Annotated in this window: 15 protein-coding genes; 3 read left to right on the plus strand and 12 right to left on the minus strand. The window is 37.8% G+C overall.

Annotation, left to right across the window (positions count from 1 at the left end):
* Positions 1-33: 33 nt before the first annotated feature.
* From A9Q68_RS03280 to A9Q68_RS03300, 6 genes are all read right to left on the minus strand, one after another.
* Positions 34-747 carry a hypothetical protein gene (locus tag A9Q68_RS03280; protein WP_071793261.1) on the minus strand — a complete coding sequence of 238 codons (714 nt, stop codon included), beginning with the start codon at positions 745-747 and terminating at the stop codon, positions 34-36.
* Between the two features lie 107 nt (positions 748-854).
* The gene (gene yihA / locus A9Q68_RS03285; RefSeq protein ID WP_071793262.1) at positions 855-1,454 is read right to left on the minus strand and encodes a ribosome biogenesis GTP-binding protein YihA/YsxC; all 600 of its coding nucleotides are present in this window, start codon (positions 1,452-1,454) and stop codon (positions 855-857) included.
* 9 nt (positions 1,455-1,463) lie between these two features.
* Positions 1,464-2,693, minus strand: a complete 1,230-nt coding sequence (gene clpX, locus A9Q68_RS03290; protein ID WP_071793263.1) for an ATP-dependent Clp protease ATP-binding subunit ClpX — start codon at positions 2,691-2,693, stop codon at positions 1,464-1,466.
* A 28-nt stretch (positions 2,694-2,721) separates the two neighbouring features.
* The gene (locus tag A9Q68_RS10660; protein WP_102777076.1) at positions 2,722-2,892 is read right to left on the minus strand and encodes a hypothetical protein; all 171 of its coding nucleotides are present in this window, start codon (positions 2,890-2,892) and stop codon (positions 2,722-2,724) included.
* An 11-nt stretch (positions 2,893-2,903) separates the two neighbouring features.
* Complete coding sequence (locus A9Q68_RS03295) at positions 2,904-3,407, minus strand: dihydrofolate reductase (RefSeq protein ID WP_071793264.1); 504 nt, start codon at positions 3,405-3,407, stop codon at positions 2,904-2,906.
* Between the two features lie 87 nt (positions 3,408-3,494).
* Positions 3,495-4,334, minus strand: coding sequence for a thymidylate synthase (locus tag A9Q68_RS03300; RefSeq protein WP_071793265.1), 840 nt, complete (start codon positions 4,332-4,334; stop codon positions 3,495-3,497).
* A 199-nt stretch (positions 4,335-4,533) separates the two neighbouring features.
* Here A9Q68_RS03300 and A9Q68_RS03305 point away from each other — a divergent pair, with 199 nt between their 5' ends.
* Together A9Q68_RS03305 and A9Q68_RS03310 are read left to right on the plus strand one after the other, a co-directional pair.
* Positions 4,534-5,706: a hydroxymethylglutaryl-CoA synthase gene (locus A9Q68_RS03305; RefSeq protein ID WP_071793266.1), complete on the plus strand. Its 1,173-nt coding sequence runs from the start codon at positions 4,534-4,536 to the stop codon at positions 5,704-5,706.
* Positions 5,696-6,973 (plus strand): hydroxymethylglutaryl-CoA reductase, degradative, encoded by a 1,278-nt coding sequence (locus A9Q68_RS03310; RefSeq protein ID WP_071793720.1) that lies wholly within the window; start codon positions 5,696-5,698, stop codon positions 6,971-6,973. The genes A9Q68_RS03305 and A9Q68_RS03310 overlap by 11 nt, the downstream gene beginning before the upstream one ends.
* Before the next feature lie 120 nt (positions 6,974-7,093).
* Here A9Q68_RS03310 and fni read toward each other — a convergent pair whose 3' ends face one another.
* The 6 genes from fni to A9Q68_RS03340 form a co-directional block, all read right to left on the minus strand.
* The gene (gene fni / locus A9Q68_RS03315; RefSeq protein ID WP_071793721.1) at positions 7,094-8,086 is read right to left on the minus strand and encodes a type 2 isopentenyl-diphosphate Delta-isomerase; all 993 of its coding nucleotides are present in this window, start codon (positions 8,084-8,086) and stop codon (positions 7,094-7,096) included.
* Between the two features lie 4 nt (positions 8,087-8,090).
* Complete coding sequence (locus tag A9Q68_RS03320) at positions 8,091-9,089, minus strand: phosphomevalonate kinase (protein ID WP_071793267.1); 999 nt, start codon at positions 9,087-9,089, stop codon at positions 8,091-8,093.
* Entirely contained in the window at positions 9,082-10,026 is a 945-nt protein-coding gene (gene mvaD / locus A9Q68_RS03325; RefSeq protein WP_071793268.1) for a diphosphomevalonate decarboxylase, read from the minus strand. Before mvaD ends, A9Q68_RS03320 begins: the two co-directional genes overlap by 8 nt.
* On the minus strand, positions 10,008-10,886 hold the full coding sequence (gene mvk / locus A9Q68_RS03330) for a mevalonate kinase (protein WP_071793269.1): 879 nt from the start codon (positions 10,884-10,886) through the stop codon (positions 10,008-10,010). Before mvk ends, mvaD begins: the two co-directional genes overlap by 19 nt.
* Positions 10,887-11,102: 216 nt before the next feature.
* A complete protein-coding gene (locus tag A9Q68_RS03335) occupies positions 11,103-12,848 on the minus strand; it encodes an ABC transporter ATP-binding protein (RefSeq protein WP_071793270.1) in 1,746 nt (581 codons plus the stop codon).
* 1 nt (position 12,849) lies between these two features.
* A complete protein-coding gene (locus A9Q68_RS03340) occupies positions 12,850-14,571 on the minus strand; it encodes an ABC transporter ATP-binding protein (protein WP_071793271.1) in 1,722 nt (573 codons plus the stop codon).
* Positions 14,572-15,010: 439 nt separating this feature from the next.
* On the opposite strand from A9Q68_RS03340, the gene A9Q68_RS03345 reads away from it, so the two are divergent.
* Positions 15,011-17,098 (plus strand): surface-anchored 5'-nucleotidase, encoded by a 2,088-nt coding sequence (locus A9Q68_RS03345; protein WP_071793272.1) that lies wholly within the window; start codon positions 15,011-15,013, stop codon positions 17,096-17,098.
* Positions 17,099-17,125: the final 27 nt, after the last annotated feature.

Raw genomic sequence — 17,125 nt, forward strand, 5'->3', positions numbered from 1 at the left:
AAAACTCTCATCTGATTGATGAGAGTTTTCATTTTATTTTGTGAAAGTAACTTTATCTTTTTCACCTTTTAAAATCAAGTCTTTTGCAGACTTCACATAGTCAATGTATTTCTCGCTCTTATCTTTTTTAAAGAAACCAGCTTTTTGATTGATTGATGTGATCTCGATACGGTTGAAGAATGGATTGACTTTACCAGAAGCAACCTCTGTTTCAATCATTCCAGTGTCCTTATTGTAGGTACCTCCAATTTCATTAGCAGTGTTAGTGAATTCAGCATCAAATTCATTCTTTAAGTCAGCTTGACTGGTGATAGAGCTTTCCAACTCATCTTTGACATCTGGAGCCACTTCTTCCAAATTGACTTCTGAATCATTCAGAATTTTATTCATTTCCGTTTTATAGTAGTTATAAATTTCTTGACTAAGGTATTGACTATTAACATTTAAGTAATAAGTCATTTGGACCTTACCATCTTTAACCACCATCTTAATTTCTGGTTTGGAAATGGCATCTGCTGTCTTAATACCCATTTCGCTATCTAGTTTCTTCATATCGGCATTAAAGTTTTTATCGATTTCACTCTGCAAAGATTTGGCTTGCCATGTGCCATCGATGTTACCTTCTTGGTATTTATAGTATGCTGCCCCTGCACCGGCCAACATTATCAAAAGTAACAAGAGGCCAAAGATTTTTAAACCTTTTCCTGACTTTTTCTGATTGGTCGATTCAATATAATTTTTTGACATTTCTTAATTCTCCTTTAATGCATGGTAACACTTTCTCCAAACACAGTCAAGAATTGACCGTTTTTGGCAAATGACAGAAAATAAAAAATACTTCATTAAGAAGTATTTTAAACCATTGATAAAATGCTATCCCAGGCTTGATCAATACCTTGTCGATCAACTGAAGAGAATATAATAAACTGATCATTAGCATCAAAATTTAATTTTTTCTTGACCATGGATTCATGCTTGTTCCATTTACCACGAGGAATTTTATCCGCTTTGGTAGCAACAACAATAACTGGAATCTCATAGTATTTTAGGAAGTCATACATTTGCACGTCTTCTGCTGATGGCTCGTGGCGTAAATCAACTAAAGAAACGACTGCCCGCAAATTCTCACGGCTTGTCAGGTATTCTTCAATCATTTTGCCCCATCTTGCCCGCTCTGTTTTTGATACTTTAGCATATCCGTAACCAGGAACGTCCACAAAACGAAGTTTATCATCAATGTTAAAGAAGTTTAACAACTGCGTTTTACCGGGTTTAGCGGAAGTTCTCGCCAGGTTTTTACGACCTAAAATGGTGTTAATAAAACTTGATTTCCCAACATTTGAGCGACCAGCTAAGGCAATTTCTGGAATCTCATCTTGAGGGTAATGCGACTTATTGGCTGCACTGAGCAGCAAGTCTGCATTATGGGTATTGAGTACTTGTTCTTCTGACATGACAGACCCTTATGCCCTTTCCAGAACTGGTTGGCCTTGACCACTCACAGCATCTTTAGTAATCAAAACTTTGGTAACGTCTTCTTGGCTAGGGATATCAAACATAACGTCTAACATGGTTTCCTCAATAATTGAGCGAAGACCACGCGCACCTGTTTTCCGTTCAATAGCTTTCTCAGCAATAGCATCCAAGGCATCTTGTTCAAAAGTCAATTCAACACCGTCATAAGACAAGAGCGCTTGGTATTGTTTGACAAGGGCATTTTTCGGCTCTGTCAAAATTTTCACTAAATCATTAATGTCCAGTTGCTCCAAGGCCGCAACAACAGGCAAACGTCCAATGAATTCCGGGATTAAACCAAAGGTTTGGATATCCTCAGAAATAATTTCTTGCATGTAGGAAGCATCGTCATCAATTTTACGACTATTTTGGCCAAAACCGATAATTTTTTCGCCCAAGCGTTGTTTAACGATCTCTTCAATGCCATCAAAAGCACCACCAACAATAAACAAGATGTTTTTCGTATCAATCTGAATCATCTCTTGGTTAGGGTGTTTACGACCACCTTGAGGTGGAACTGATGCTACCGTACCCTCAATGATTTTAAGGAGAGCTTGTTGAACCCCTTCACCAGAAACATCACGTGTGATAGAGACATTTTCACTCTTCTTAGCAATCTTGTCAATTTCATCCACGTAAATGATACCACGTTCAGCACGTTCAACATTGTAATCAGCCGCCTGAATTAATTTCAAGAGGATGTTCTCAACATCTTCCCCGACATAACCTGCTTCAGTTAAAGAAGTCGCATCCGCAATGGCAAATGGCACATTAAGGGTCTTAGCTAAAGTCTGTGCAAGAAAAGTTTTTCCTGAACCAGTTGGGCCAATCATTAAGATATTGGATTTTTGTAATTCAACTTCTTCCTCATCACGACTTTCAGTGAAAGAAACCCGTTTGTAGTGATTGTACACCGCAACAGCCAAAGCTCGTTTAGCACGGTCTTGTCCTACAACATATTGGTTAAGAGTTTCCAAAAGTTCTTTTGGTTTTGGAACTTCTGTTAAATCAGCCAATATTTCTTCAGCTAACTCTTCCTTGATGATTTCTTGCGATAATGCCACACATTCGTTACAAATGAAGACATTATTTCCTGCAATTATTTTTTTGACCTCATCTTGGCTCTTGCCACAAAATGAACAATGAATCTTGACATCAGTACTTCGATTTCCTGCCATAATTTTTTAAACTTTCTCTTTTCGTTCTTTAAAATAGGGTGCCATAAAAGGCGTGAATGGTATTAACCAAGTTCGTAAGGACATTTAATAGGAATAGGGTGCCCAGTCCATAGCGTTCTTTCTTAAATGCCGCCATGGCACACAAAAAACAAATGACACCCAAAAATGCCGTAAATACCCCAAATATACTACGTTGCATGTTGATTCTCCTTAACTGTCTGCTTTGACCAGAACATGAACGGTGAAATCATAGGGATTCTGCTCATCTCTTACGTAGAAAACCTGACTTTCTTCAACAAAACCATCCAAATCCATATGGGGAGCATAAGTATCTCCAGTAAATTCATGGTGGACAACCGTCTTGATAATGCGGTTAAAATGACCATCAAAAGCCTCTAATACTTTGGCACCACCGATAACATAGAGATTTTTTTCCTGTGCATGGTACCACTCTAGAGCTTTTTCAACACTAGTCACACTAAGGACACCATCAACTTGGTAATGATCATCACTGGTTAATACAAGTGTCTGACGTTCTGGTAGGAGCCGTCTTTTCATTCCCTCAAAAGTCACACGTCCCATAAGGATAGCTTGGTGTAAAGTGGTTTTTTTAAAATGTTGTAATTCTTTTGGAAGACGCCATGGCAAGGTCCCATCAAGACCAATAACTCCATTTTCATCTTCTGCCCAAATGGCAATTATTTCTTTTGTCATGTCTTTAATTCCTTAATCTTTTGAGTCTATTCTAGCAAATTTTCAGACATATTGCTGAGAAAAAACATCTGCAAAAAGTTGCTTCCTTTAGATTGCCAGATCAAAACGTAATTGTGGTTTGACTGGTTGGTAATCAAGCAATTCAAAATCATCAGCCTTAATGTCAAAGAAATTGGTCCCGTCTGGAACATTCAAAACGAGTTTTGGTTGACAATCACTAACCTGACGATTTAAAAGTTCTTCAGCCTGAGGGAATTGATTGTCATAGATATGAAGGTTATTGACAAAATAGAAGAATTTGCCAACTTTCCAAGAAAAATGTTTAGCAATCATCATTTGCAAAGCAACATATTGCATGGCATTGATATGATGGGCTACTAACATATCATTGGATCTTTGAACTAAAGTTGCATCTAAATAGATATCACCATCTACTCGACGGACATCAAACATGGTCTGGAAAGCACATGGGAGCAGACCTTCTGTTTCCTCAAATGCCTCGTAATCCCATAAAGAAATGATATTCCGACGATTCCATGGGTTTTCCTCAAGTTGCTTAAGGATTTTGTTCATAATATCATGCTTTTTAACAACCGCGCCATAGCGTTGGCCAATCGTACGGGTACTGCCAACTTCCCAGTCATTCCAATAATGAACATTGTATTTGTCTTCTAAAACATCTAAGGAATTGGATTGATCTTGATAAATCCACAATAATTCTTTGATGGCTGATTTGATGGGAATTGGTCTTAAGGTTGTAATTGGAAAATCGCCTTCTGCTAAATTGTATTCTGCAAATGCTCCGGTAACATATTTAGAATTAGCGGTTTGCCCATCTTTATATTTAGGTCTAGCTTGTTCACTGAAAACACCAGTTTCTAAAATTCTTTTGATATTTTCTTTAAAAATGACATCGGCTTTTGTCATGACGACCCCTTTCTGACTATATACTGTTACTTATTTTACCAAAAAATAAAGAAATAGCTAGAAGAAAAACTGATAAGCACTTTTAATGACTGACTTTTTGATTTGATTCTTGAAAGTAATCATCTGATTTCTTTTTTTTCAGAAAAATTATGATAAAATATTAGGGATATATAATAGCACAAATTAAAGAAGGAATACTATGAAAATAGGAATTGATAAGATCGGTTTTGCAACTGGTCGTTATGTTTTAGAAATGACTGACTTAGCAAAGGCTCGTCAGACTGACCCTGATAAATTCACCAAAGGCTTGATGCTTGATCGTATCAGTATCGCGCCCATTACGGAGGATATTGTTACTCTGGCAGCATCTGCCTCAGAAACCATTCTCACCGACGAAGATAAAGAGAAGATTGATATGGTTATTTTGGCAACGGAGTCCTCAATTGACCAATCTAAAGCAGCAAGTATCTACGTTCATCAACTTTTGGGCATTCAGCCTTTCGCCCGTTCGGTTGAGATGAAAGAAGCTTGTTACAGTGCTACTGCTGCCCTTGATTACGCCCGCGCTCACATTAGTCTCCATCCTCAAGCCCGTGTTTTGGTTTTGGCCAGTGATATTGCTAAATATGGGATTGACTCAGCTGGTGAACCGACTCAAGGGGCTGGTAGTATTGCTATGTTAATCACTGCCGATCCGGCTATTGCCATCATCAATGACGATAATGTGGCACAAACCCGTGATGTGATGGACTTCTGGCGTCCTAACTATACTTCTACTCCTTATGTCAACGGGATTTTCTCTACTAAGCAATACCTCGACTCTTTGAAAACCACTTGGGCAGAATACCAAAAGCGTTACAATGCTTCTATTTCAGACTTTGCGGCCTTCTGTTTCCATATTCCTTTCCCCAAATTAGCATTCAAAGGTCTCAATAAAATCATTGATAAAAATACGGCTATTGAGCATAAGGACAAGTTAACACAAGCTTTTAACGATTCGATTGCATACAGCCGTCAAGTTGGAAATATCTACACAGGTTCACTTTACATGTCCCTTCTTTCCCTTTTGGAAAATAGCCAAGCCCTCACAGCCGGTGATAAAATTGGCATGTTTTCTTATGGCTCTGGAGCAGTAAGTGAGATTTTTAGTCTTCAATTAGTTGAAGGCTATAAAGACAGACTTGATACTAATAGACAGGCTTACCTAGATTTCCGTCAAGTCATCTCGGTTACTGAATACGAAAACATCTTCTACCAAGAGGCTGAATTGGATCGAGAAGGAAATGCTACTTTTGAGACTTATTTGACTGGAGATTACGCTTTAAGAACTATCCAAGAACACCAAAGGATTTATGAAAAAAATGACAAGTAAATCGATTAATTGGTCTGGCTTCTATAAAAAGAGTCCGGCTGATCGCATTGCTCTGCTTAAAGAGCATGGTCTCTTAGACCAGTCTGCCCTAGCAAACTTAGAGCAAGAAAACTTATTATCCCTGGATACAGCTAATCAAATGGCTGAAAATGTTTTGGGCCGGCTTGCCCTCCCATTTAGCCTTGTCCCAGATTTTTTAATCAATGGCAAAACCTACCAATTACCCCTAGTGACTGAAGAACCCTCTGTTATAGCGGCTGCTTCTTTTGCAGGTAAAATTATTAAACGCTCGGGTGGCTTCAAGGCGCAAGTCCTCAATCGTCAAATGATTGGTCAAGTTGCCCTTTATGATGTACCTGATAAAAATATGGCCAATCAAGCCATTATCGCGGCCAAGGATGAGCTTTTGGAAATGGCTAACCAAGCCTACCCTTCTATTGTAAAACGTGGCGGTGGCGCTCGCGATTTAACAACTAGTATTAAAGAGGAATTCCTAATTGTCTATATGACAGTTGATACCCAGGAAGCAATGGGAGCAAATATGGTTAACACAATGTTGGAAGCCATTGCCCCAAAACTTGAGCAACTTTCTCTTGGTAATAAGTTAATGGCCATTCTCTCTAACTATGCCACAGAGTCTTTGGTCCAGGCAGAGTGTCAGGTTGATTTACGCTACCTCAGTCGAGATAAATCAGAAGCCTTAGAATTAGCTAAGAAAATGGTACTAGCCAGTCAATTTGCTCAAATTGACCCTTACCGGGCAGCTACTCATAATAAAGGAATCTTTAATGGTATCGACGCTCTGGTTATTGCTAGCGGTAATGACTGGCGAGCCATTGAAGCAGGTGGTCACGCCTATGCTGCTAAAGGTGGTGCTTACCGGGGTCTTAGTACTTGGACCTTGGATAGTAAAAACCAAGTCATCAAGGGACAGTTGACTATGCCTATGCCAATTGCCACCAAAGGTGGGTCAATCGGTCTCAACCCAAGTGTCCAAATCGCACATGATTTGCTGGGCTGGCCTGAGGCTAGAGAATTAGCTCAAATCATTGTCAGTCTTGGTTTAGCACAAAACTTCGCTGCTTTAAAAGCTTTAACTAACACAGGAATTCAAGCAGGACACATGAAGCTGCAAGCCAAATCACTTGCCCTCCTTGCAGGAGCAAGCGAAAAGGAACTTGCTAGCCTGATGCCAGAATTACTTAAGGTGAAGCCTTTAAATCTAGAAAATACGCAAAAATTATTAGAAAATCTTCGTCAAAAATAATTAGTAATGATAAGAAAGCTTGGTCAAAAACAAATAGTAATTATTCAAAAAGTTTTCTAAAAAATAAGCAAAAGCCCTGAAAGAATAACTCTTTCAAGGCTTTTTTAATGCTCAAAAAATTTAACTATTAGCTTCTTTTAAGCGACCATAGAGCAGGTAATCAACGGATTTAAGCTCATCAATGGTCTTACAATTAAGAGCACACATGATTAGTTTAAGATCTTCTTTCCAACCATTAATGATTTCAATGACTTGATCATCATGGTAAGACTCAACTAGTTCTAAGACAGTTCGAGAAAGACCAACAGCACGCGCCCCAAGGACAAAGCATTTAATCATATCTAAAGGATGACGAAGACCACCTGAAGCAAGAATCTCAACATCTTCAATAATGGACTGGCAATTCAAAAGACACTGGCAGGTACTTTGACCCCAGTTATCCAAATAAGAGCGATTACCACCTCTTTGATTTTCGATGTAGGCAAAGGAAGTTCCACCACGACCTGAAATATCAAAGGTTTTAACCCCTAAATCACGAGCGAACTCAATCGATTTGCGGTCCATACCAAAGCCAACCTCTTTTAAAATGATTGCTACTGGAATCTGATCTACATAATCTTTAAGATTTTGACGCCATGAGTGAAAAGCCCGCTCTCCTTCTGGCATCAGTAATTCTTGCATGACATTAACATGGACTTGTAAAAAAATGGGTTGCATTTCTTCAACTGTTCGCAAGCCCAAACTGACTTCCTTGTCTAGGCCGATATTGGTTGCCAGTAAAAGGTCAGAAGCAACTTTACGCAATTGATATGACTGGTCATTTGGGTCTTTCAAGGCTGCGCTATAAGAACCGGTTACCATAGGTATACCAGTTGCTGCCGCCACTCTTGCCAATTTTTCATTAACAGCTTTACCCTTTTCACTACCACCTGTCATGGCATTTATATAAAAAGGAAAAGCAAAATCTTGACCTGCAAAATGGGTTGACAAATCAATTTCTGTTAAATCGTATTTAGGAAGTGATGCATGGATTAATTCCATATCATCGAAAGAATTATAAGTCGATTGATACTTCAAAGCATATTTAATATGATCATTTTTACGATTGGTCATTAAATCAGGTCCACCTTTGGTCATAAATAAGGTCAATTGCATTAGCTCGCCAATCTTTGATAATCTGATCCGTAGATTCCTGATCAAAAGAAAAGGCAATGCCACAATCTCCACCGCCAGAACCAGAAGATTTTCCAACGGCATTTACATTCTGGCAGGCAGCTCTTAAGGCTAATAATTTAGGATGATAGATAGCTAGATCCAGCGTCTCTAATAAGTCACTAACACGTGCTAAGGAAAGAACAAAAAGTTCTTTATCACCGCTCTCAATAGCTTTTTTACAGGCCTTAACAGCATTTTCCGTTTCACTTAAGTAGTCGCTTGTAATAGCCCCTTTAACGCGATTAATCATATCACGTGAGATTGAAGGAACTTTTGTCCAGCCAACTAAAAAATGCGCCTCTAAGCTGGGTTTAATAGGTTCAATTGTATACTTCCAGTCTTCCTTCATCAGTTCTTCGAAAGAATGGTTAGCAATCTTTTGGCTAATGGTTTTTCGGTCAAAAGAGCGATAGGCAATTAATTGGTCATAAGTAATACAGGCAATGTCTCCCATAGAACCATTATCACCAAGTTTCAATAAAGTATAGGCAGCCATTTTAAAAAGCAAATCTGGAGATAGATCTAATTGGTAAAAAGCAGCTAAAGCCTTAAGTGTCAACACTGTCACACTACCACTAGATCCCAGTCCATATTTTTTGCCATCTGCTTCCATCTGACTTTTAATGCTCAATGTAAAAGCTGGCAATTGGGCAATGTCTTTTCCAAGAAGCAGAGACATGGTCTCTAATGAGGCTTGAATTAAAGCATAGTTAGCATCAGCTTCCAAGCCAACAGCATAATCAAACATATCCGACCAAATCTTAAAATCTTGAGCAGCCTCAATATCTGCCGTCATTTTGATTGGAACTGGCATTAAGATAGCCGTTTGGCCAGGTACTAAAACCGAGTACTCACCTGCAATATACAGTTTTCCACCAGTTTCAAGATGATACTTAGTCATTTGGTAATTCCTTTGTTTTTGAGACAATTATCTTATAATCTTGAGCGAAAAGATTTGCAAGCTCCTCCAAATCCTGCTCCAAGCAGAGAACCTTGACATTTGGGCCAGCATCCATAGTGAAATAGCATTGATATCCCTGCGACCGTAATTCCTTGACCTTAGACATGGCTTGATAGGATGCATCCGTCAAGTATGAGAAAGAGGGTGTTGACGTCTTAGTCGTCTCATGCATGGCAAGGGCATTTTCTTCCGTTAATAAACCAACTTTTTCAAAATCATTAGCTTTCAAATGGTTTAACATTTCTTGATAATCAATTTCTGATTTCGCAATCCAATGGTCAAATGTCGTTGATGTCTGACGACAAAGTTTCATACCATCGCGACTGGAAATCGGTTTGCGTTCATCATTTAAAACAAGCATAATCATAGCTAATTTTAAATCAGTTTCTACTTTATAGATAGCGCCACTGTTTTTGTCCCAAGCTGATAAGGGACCAAAGAAAGAGCGTGATGCAGAACCTGAAGCAAACTTAGCTTTTTGAGCTAATTCACTTTGTGTGAGTCCTGTTTCAAAGAATTGGTCACAAGCCTTGACCAATGCGGATAAGCCACTTGAGCTAGAGGATAAACCTGCTGCGGTGGGCATATTGTTGCGGGTACGGACTTGGACAAATTGATTCTTGTCAGTTCGAAATTGGTCAATGATGGACGTGATTTTGGCATGCTCTGCATCATTTTGCAATTGGTCATCGATATAAAAGAGATCCCTGTCAGCTCCATCTGGTAACTGCTCTAGTTGGGTTTCGGTATACATATTTTCTAAGGTGAGGGAAATACTGCTGGTTGAAGGAATCATTTTTTCCTGATCTTCTTTTCCCCAATACTTAATAATGGCAATATTGGCGTAGGATATCACACTTACAGTTTTTGGATCCACGTGTTTACGGCCCCTTCTTCTAATAATTTTTCACTAATGGCTTGCGCTTCTTTTTGACTGTCGGTTAAGGCGATAATGCAACCGCCTAGGCCACCGCCGGACATCTTGGCACCAATGGCCTTGTTAGCTAAAGCCACTTCTACTAAGTGGTCAGCTTCTTGGATACTAACACCAATAGCCTTAAGCTCTTGATGGGCTTGACTCATGGCTTGTCCAATGGTTTGGATATCTTTTTGAGTAATAGCTTCTTGTACTATTTCAGCTAATCTACCTAGATTAGCTAAATGTGGCAGGTTGCTTTCTTCGTGTTTGGCTACTTTATTGACTGCTTCACGGGTGTGGCCATGAATACCTGTATCAGCAATAATCAGGAAAGCATTCAGATCTACAGAAAAACTTTTGAAGCCGACATTACGGATAAAAGTAATGGCTTGATCACTCAAGCAGGTTTTTGCGTCAAGACCACTTGGATTTGTATGGGCTATTATCTCTGCTTTATTGACTAATATTTCTAATTCTTTATCACTTAAAGGCTGGTCGAAATAGTCAAAAACTGCTCGAATAGCTGCGATGGAAACTGCTGCAGAGGAACCCATGCCACGTTTTTGGGGTACTTGAGAAATAATCTCATAAGAAATGGGTTTGTCTTTAATATGCAAATAGTCTAATGCTGAATAGATTGCTGTTGAAAGGGTATCATAAAAATCAAATTTTAATTTTTCTTTAGCTTCTTTAATCAGACAAGTAACTTCGATATCTTTTAAAGGGAGTGCAATAGCTGGAAAACCATATACGACGGAATGTTCTCCCATCAAAATGATTTTACTATGTGCCTTCCCAATGCCTATTTTTTCTGTCATAAATTAATCTATATCATTCTAATGTATTTTTCTCTTACCTTACTATTTTACACTAAATACAAGGAAATTGCGATATTGAGCCTTCTTTTACAAGCTACTTACAGAAAAATAATTGAAATCTTCATTTTAGTCAAGACCCAATCCTAATGTCTTCGTTAAGACTTGCTTCAAGCAACAAAATTCAACATCCTAAAAAACTGGGACAAGCCCAGCTTTTTAGGATACTTTCTCTTGGATTCGAAACATCTGAGCATAAATGCCATTAGCCTCTAGAAGCGAATGGTGATTGCCCCTTTCAAGGATTCGTCCTTGATCCAGAACTAAAATTTGGTCAGCATTTTGAATAGTAGATAAGCGATGGGCAATGATAAAGGTGGTTCTCCCTTTTTTCAAAACTTCCATTGCCTGCTGAATGATTTCTTCGGTTTCTGTATCAATATGTGAAGTCGCTTCATCTAAAATTAAGATTTTCGGATTGGCAATTAGTGTTCTTGCGAAAGCAATTAATTGTCGTTCACCACTTGAAAAGGAAGCTCCTTTTTCAAAAACAGGTTCATAAATGCCTTTCTCTAATTTATCTAAGAGACTTTTTGCACCTACTTGAATAAGAGCATCTACTATTTCTTGATCCGAATAAGACTGATTTCCCATTGTAATATTGGATGCAATTGTTCCAGAAAAGAGATAGGGATCCTGTAAGACAATACCCATTTGTGCTCGAAGGCTTTCTCGTGAAAAATCTTTGATTACCTGTTGGTCAACCAAAATCTCACCTTCTTGAGGATCATAAAAGCGATAAAGTAAGTTCATAATTGAGGATTTGCCAGAACCAGTATGTCCGACTAAGGCCACCGTTTCACCTTTTTTTGCTTCAATCGAAATATCATTCAGGACATAATGCTCCTGATCATAAGCAAAAGAAACATGATTGAAAACTACATTACCTTCAGATACTATAATTGCTTCACTGTTTTCAATTTCCCTTTCTTGATTAAGCAAGTCTAGGAATCGTTTCCCAGTTGCATGTGACCTCTGGATATTAGGGAGTTGACGGACCATCATCCCCATTAAATCAAAAAGTCTGGTTAGGTAATTTAGATAGACAAAAAGCATACCTACAGTTATCGATGACTGTCCTTCAAGAAATTGGCAACCAATAAAGGCTAAAATTCCAGAAATAATAGTGTATTTAACGAACTCCGTTAACGTCCATGAAGCCAATGAATCCGCCAAGATGATTTGGGTATCAGCCTCTCTCATCTTACTAATTTCTTGGTCAAAAGCATCAAGAACCTTTTCCTCTTGATGGTATAGTTGAATAATGGAAACACCGTTCATGGTTTCATTAACCTGTGTATTAACCGAGCTTCTAGCTTGGTAAAAATCTTTCATTGCTTGGTCAGTTAACTTTTTATAGAGCATCTGAATAGCATAAAAAATCGGTAGTATAAACAATAAAAGCAAACCTGAAACAAAGTCAAGATAAATTAAGATACCATAAATGACCAGAACTTGAACCAGACAAATGATTAATTGAGAAAGCAGATTATCATAAAATTGATTTCTCAATGTCTCGGTATCGTTAACAATACGTGTAGCTATTTTTCCTGCGGGTTTATGATCAAAATAAGAAATAGGTAAATTTTGCATGGTTTCAAATGCCTGATTGCGCAGTCTTTCCACAATAAGATTGGAAGCCTTGATCAAGGATTTGAAAGAGTAATAACGAAAAATAGATGTCAAAAAAATTAAGGCTAGATAGAGATAAACTAAGTGATAAAATGAGCTTAAATGCTCTTGTTTACCATTTGCAAGAGGTGTTAAAAATTGGTCAATCATTCTTTGTAAAAGTAAGGGGCCATATTGACCGGCAACTGTCGCTAACAAAAGTAGAAATATCCCTATCCAAAAAGGCTTTCTTCCCGATTTGATTTGTGCAAGTAAGGATTTAAAAACGGGCATTTTAGTCCTCCTTTCCTTCTTGTTTGAGGTATTGTTGATAGTACCAGCCACCTAATTGATAAAGTTCTTCTGGACGACCTTCCTCAACAATACGTCCATTCTCTAAAACAATAACCCAATCAGCATGTTGAATGGCTGAAAGGCGATGACTGACAATGACTGTGGTTTTTCCATGTCTTTTTTCTTGGATATTGGCTATAATGGCTGCTTCTGTTTTAGCATCGACTGCTGATAAAGAATCGTCTAAAATGAGCAAATCTGGCTCTGCTAAAAAGGCTCTGGCGATTGAGATTCGTTGTTTCTGACCACCGGAAATGGATAGTCCCCGTTCACCAATCTCGGTTTCTAAGCCCTGCGATAAGTGCTGCAAATCATCTTTAAAAGCCGCTGTCTCAATGGCCTCCAGAATCTGATCTTTTCCGGCTTGGCTATTCCCCATAGCAATATTTTCCCAAACCGTTTTTGAAAAAAGAATATGCTCTTGAGGGACGTAGCCAATTTTTGCCTCTATCTCTTTGCGCTGATAGTCCAAAATATCACGACCGTTTATCTGGAAAGTCCCACTTCCCTTAGAATATTGACGAAGAAATTGGCGGACTAAAGTCGTTTTACCTGAACCTGTTTTACCGATAATACCCAAGGTCTGACCTCGATTCAAGCTGATATTAAGTTCTTTAAGGGTATCTTGTTGGTTCTTAGGGTACCTGAAAGAATAAGCTTTCATCTCAATTGAGTCGACTTGGGTCAGCCTGTATGTGCCGTCAGTCTCCATGTCATCACTAGTTGTAATCAACTCATTCAGTTTTCCAAAAGAGGTATTACCTGTTTGATAAACCAGAATAAAATCAGCCAACATGCTGAAAGGTTCAATTAATGACACCAGATACAGTTGTAAGGCGATAACTTGACCTAAGGTCACACTATGATTTTGTAAAAATGAGATACCAGTGACTAATACCAGTATGGTGCTTAAGGCGATTATACTTGAATAGACTGGAAAATAGAGTCCACGTATTGTTGCAATTTGATTCCACTTTTCAGCTATTGCTGCCGTTTTCCCTTGAAATTCTTTTGCCAGGTAATCTTTTTTGCTGTAGGCTCGCATAACACGGATGCCTTCAACGGTTTCCAAAACTTGATCACTTAAATTGGAAATTGACTCTCTGGCTTCTTCTACAAGTAGTTCTTGTTTTTTTGTCATGAAATATGTCATAAATACTCCGAAAAGAATTGGTATCATGCCAATTAAAGTCATTTGCCAGGAAATGAGAAACATGGTAGGAATAATAAAAGCGAACATGCCACCGGCATATAAGATAATCATTAAGCCATAACCGATAAAATCCATTAAGGCTTCGACGTCAGTTGAAAAACGCGTCATCATATCACCAGAACGAAATTTATCGTAATAAGGCGTCCGCATAAAGACTAATTTTTTAAAAGCACGCTGTTGTAATTCACATTTAAAAGCTACAGCTTCTTGAAAAAGTTTTAAATGCCATAAATAGGCTGTTCCATAAGAAATAATTGTTGCTAGAAGCAAGACAAAGATATGGTTCCATAAGGAAGTCTGACTAAGGTCATCTTTACTCATCAAATCAACCATACTTTGAATAACTTTAGTTGGAATAATTAAACTGGCATCATAAATTAACAAGGAAATGGCAACCAGTAAGTAGACAACTTTCTTTGCTTTAATATGTTCTAAAATTAAAGATAGCATCTGCCCCTCCTTTTATGGTTAGTATTACTAAATTATTGAGTATTTTGAGACACAAAAAGCCCGCAATAAGAAATTCCTTCCTACCGCGGGCTCTAATATTAGTTACACTAAAGTAAACTAACTTTTTTGGTTAGAAAGGAGTCTATAAAAAATGTTTTGAGTCATATCAATTTTTAACATTTTTATTTTTCTCCTTTCTTTTAATATGATTTTCATATTAGCATAAGTATTCATAAAAAGCAAGCTGATTTTAAAAATATTTCGCGAACATTATATCGAATTTTTGCGATAATATTGGTTATTCACAAAATGAAACCCCTTTACAGTATTTTTACAAATTTTTCGTTCACTTTTTATGCAATATTCCTTGTTTTGTTTATTAAAAGATAGTAAACTAATTATGCAACATATTATATTTCTTTAGGAGATTTGGAGTTTTATGAAAAAGCATATTGTTTTAAAAAGCAGTATTTTAAGTGTCGTTGCTGGTATGTCAATTCTTGCTTCAGCTGTGAATGCTGATCAGGTTGATCTTCAAGTATTAGGTGTTAATGATTTCCATGGTGCTATTGACCAAACAGGTTCAGCTTATATGCCTGATGGAAAAGTTTCGGGAGCTGGTACAGCCGCTCAACTTGATGCTTATATGGACAAAGCCCAAACTGATTTCACGCAAACTAGCCCAACAGGTACAAGTATCCGTGTCCAAGCTGGTGATATGGTTGGTGCAAGTCCTGCCGATTCAGGCTTGTTACAAGATGAACCAACTGTTAAAGTATTCAATGAAATGAACGTGGAATATGGAACCCTTGGAAATCATGAATTTGATGAAGGTTTAGCAGAGTACAACCGTATTATGACTGGAACTGCTCCAGCTGCTGATTCAAACATCAACCAAATTACTAAAGATTATCCGCATGAAGCATCTAATCAAACCATTGTTATTTCAAACGTTGTTGATAAAACAACTGGTCAAATTCCTTACAATTGGCAACCGTATGCGATTAAAAACATCCCCGTTAATAATACTTCTGTAAATGTAGGTATTATTGGTGTTGTTACAACTGAAATTCCTGACTTAGTTCTTAAACAAAACTACGAGCAATACAACTTCTTAGATGAAGCTGAAACAATTGCTAAATATGCTCGTGAACTCCGTGCACAAAATGTTAATGCTATCATGATTTTAGCTCACATTCCAGCAACTACTGGTAAAGACGGTATTGTTGGTAATGAAATTGCCACAATCATGGAAAAAGTTAACCAAATTTATCCAGATAACAGTATTGATATCATCTTTACCGGTCATAACCATGTATATGCTAATGGAACAATCGGTAACACACGTGTTGTCCAAGCTCTTTCTTCAGGAAAAGCATATTCTGACGTACGTGGAACTCTAGATACAGATACACAAGACTTTATTGCTACTCCTACAGCTCAAGTTGTTGCTGTTGCACCTGGTGTTTTAACTGGAACTCCAGAAATTCAAGCAATTGTTGATAATGCTAATACAATTGTTGCTCAAGTTACAGAAACAAAAATCGGTACAGCTGTTACAACTGACAGTATCTCAAAAGAAGTGAACGTTGATAAAGAATCAGCTCTTGGTAACCTTATTACAACAGCCCAATTAACAATTGCCAAAGAATCATTCCCTGATGTTGATTTTGCCATGACTAATAATGGAGGTATCCGTGCTGACTTAGTGGTTAAAAGTGATGGAACAATTACTTGGGGTGCAGCACAAGCTGTTCAACCATTCGGTAATATCCTTCAAGTCATTGAACTCACTGGTCAACAAATTTATGATGCTTTAAACGAACAATACGATGAAGGTGAAAAATACTTCCTTCAAATGTCAGGTCTTAAATATACTTATACTGACAGTGGTTCAACAGATCCATTAAATCCTTACAAAGTTGTTAAAGCTTATAAAGCTGATGGTACTGAAATTAACCCTAATGCTACATACAAAGTCGTAACAAATGACTTCCTATTTGGTGGTGGTGATGGCTTCAAGACCTTCAAAAATGGTAAATTACTTGGTGCTATTAACCCTGATACTGAAGTCTTCATTAAGTACATCAAAGATTTAGAAGCAAAAGGACAAAAAGTGTCAGCTGCCATTACAGGTGTAAAAACATATGTAACTATCAAAATGGAAGCTAAACAAACGACTGATGCTACTGGAACTCACGATATTGTTAACCGCCTCTACTTAGATCGCGATGGCAATGTTGTCGTTACTGAACTTGTATCAGATCTCTTTACTCCAGCTCCAGTTGATGATACAAAACCAGAGGACACAACTAAACCAAGTCCTAAACCAGCAACTCTTCCAGTTAAAGTTAAAACATATGGTTACGTTTTAACAGCTGAAAAAGCTGCAAAAGATGCTCAAAAAGCAAGTGCAAATAAAGAATTGCCTACTGCTGGTAGCAATAACCAAAATTCAATTCTTCTGACTTTAGCAGGTATGGCTACTCTATCACTAGCTGGTCTCCTAAAGAAAAAAGAACAATAATAAAGCTTAAAACCCATGCCTTTTAAA

This window comes from Streptococcus bovimastitidis (assembly GCF_001885095.1).
GTDB classification, from domain to species: Bacteria; Bacillota; Bacilli; order Lactobacillales; family Streptococcaceae; genus Streptococcus; species Streptococcus bovimastitidis.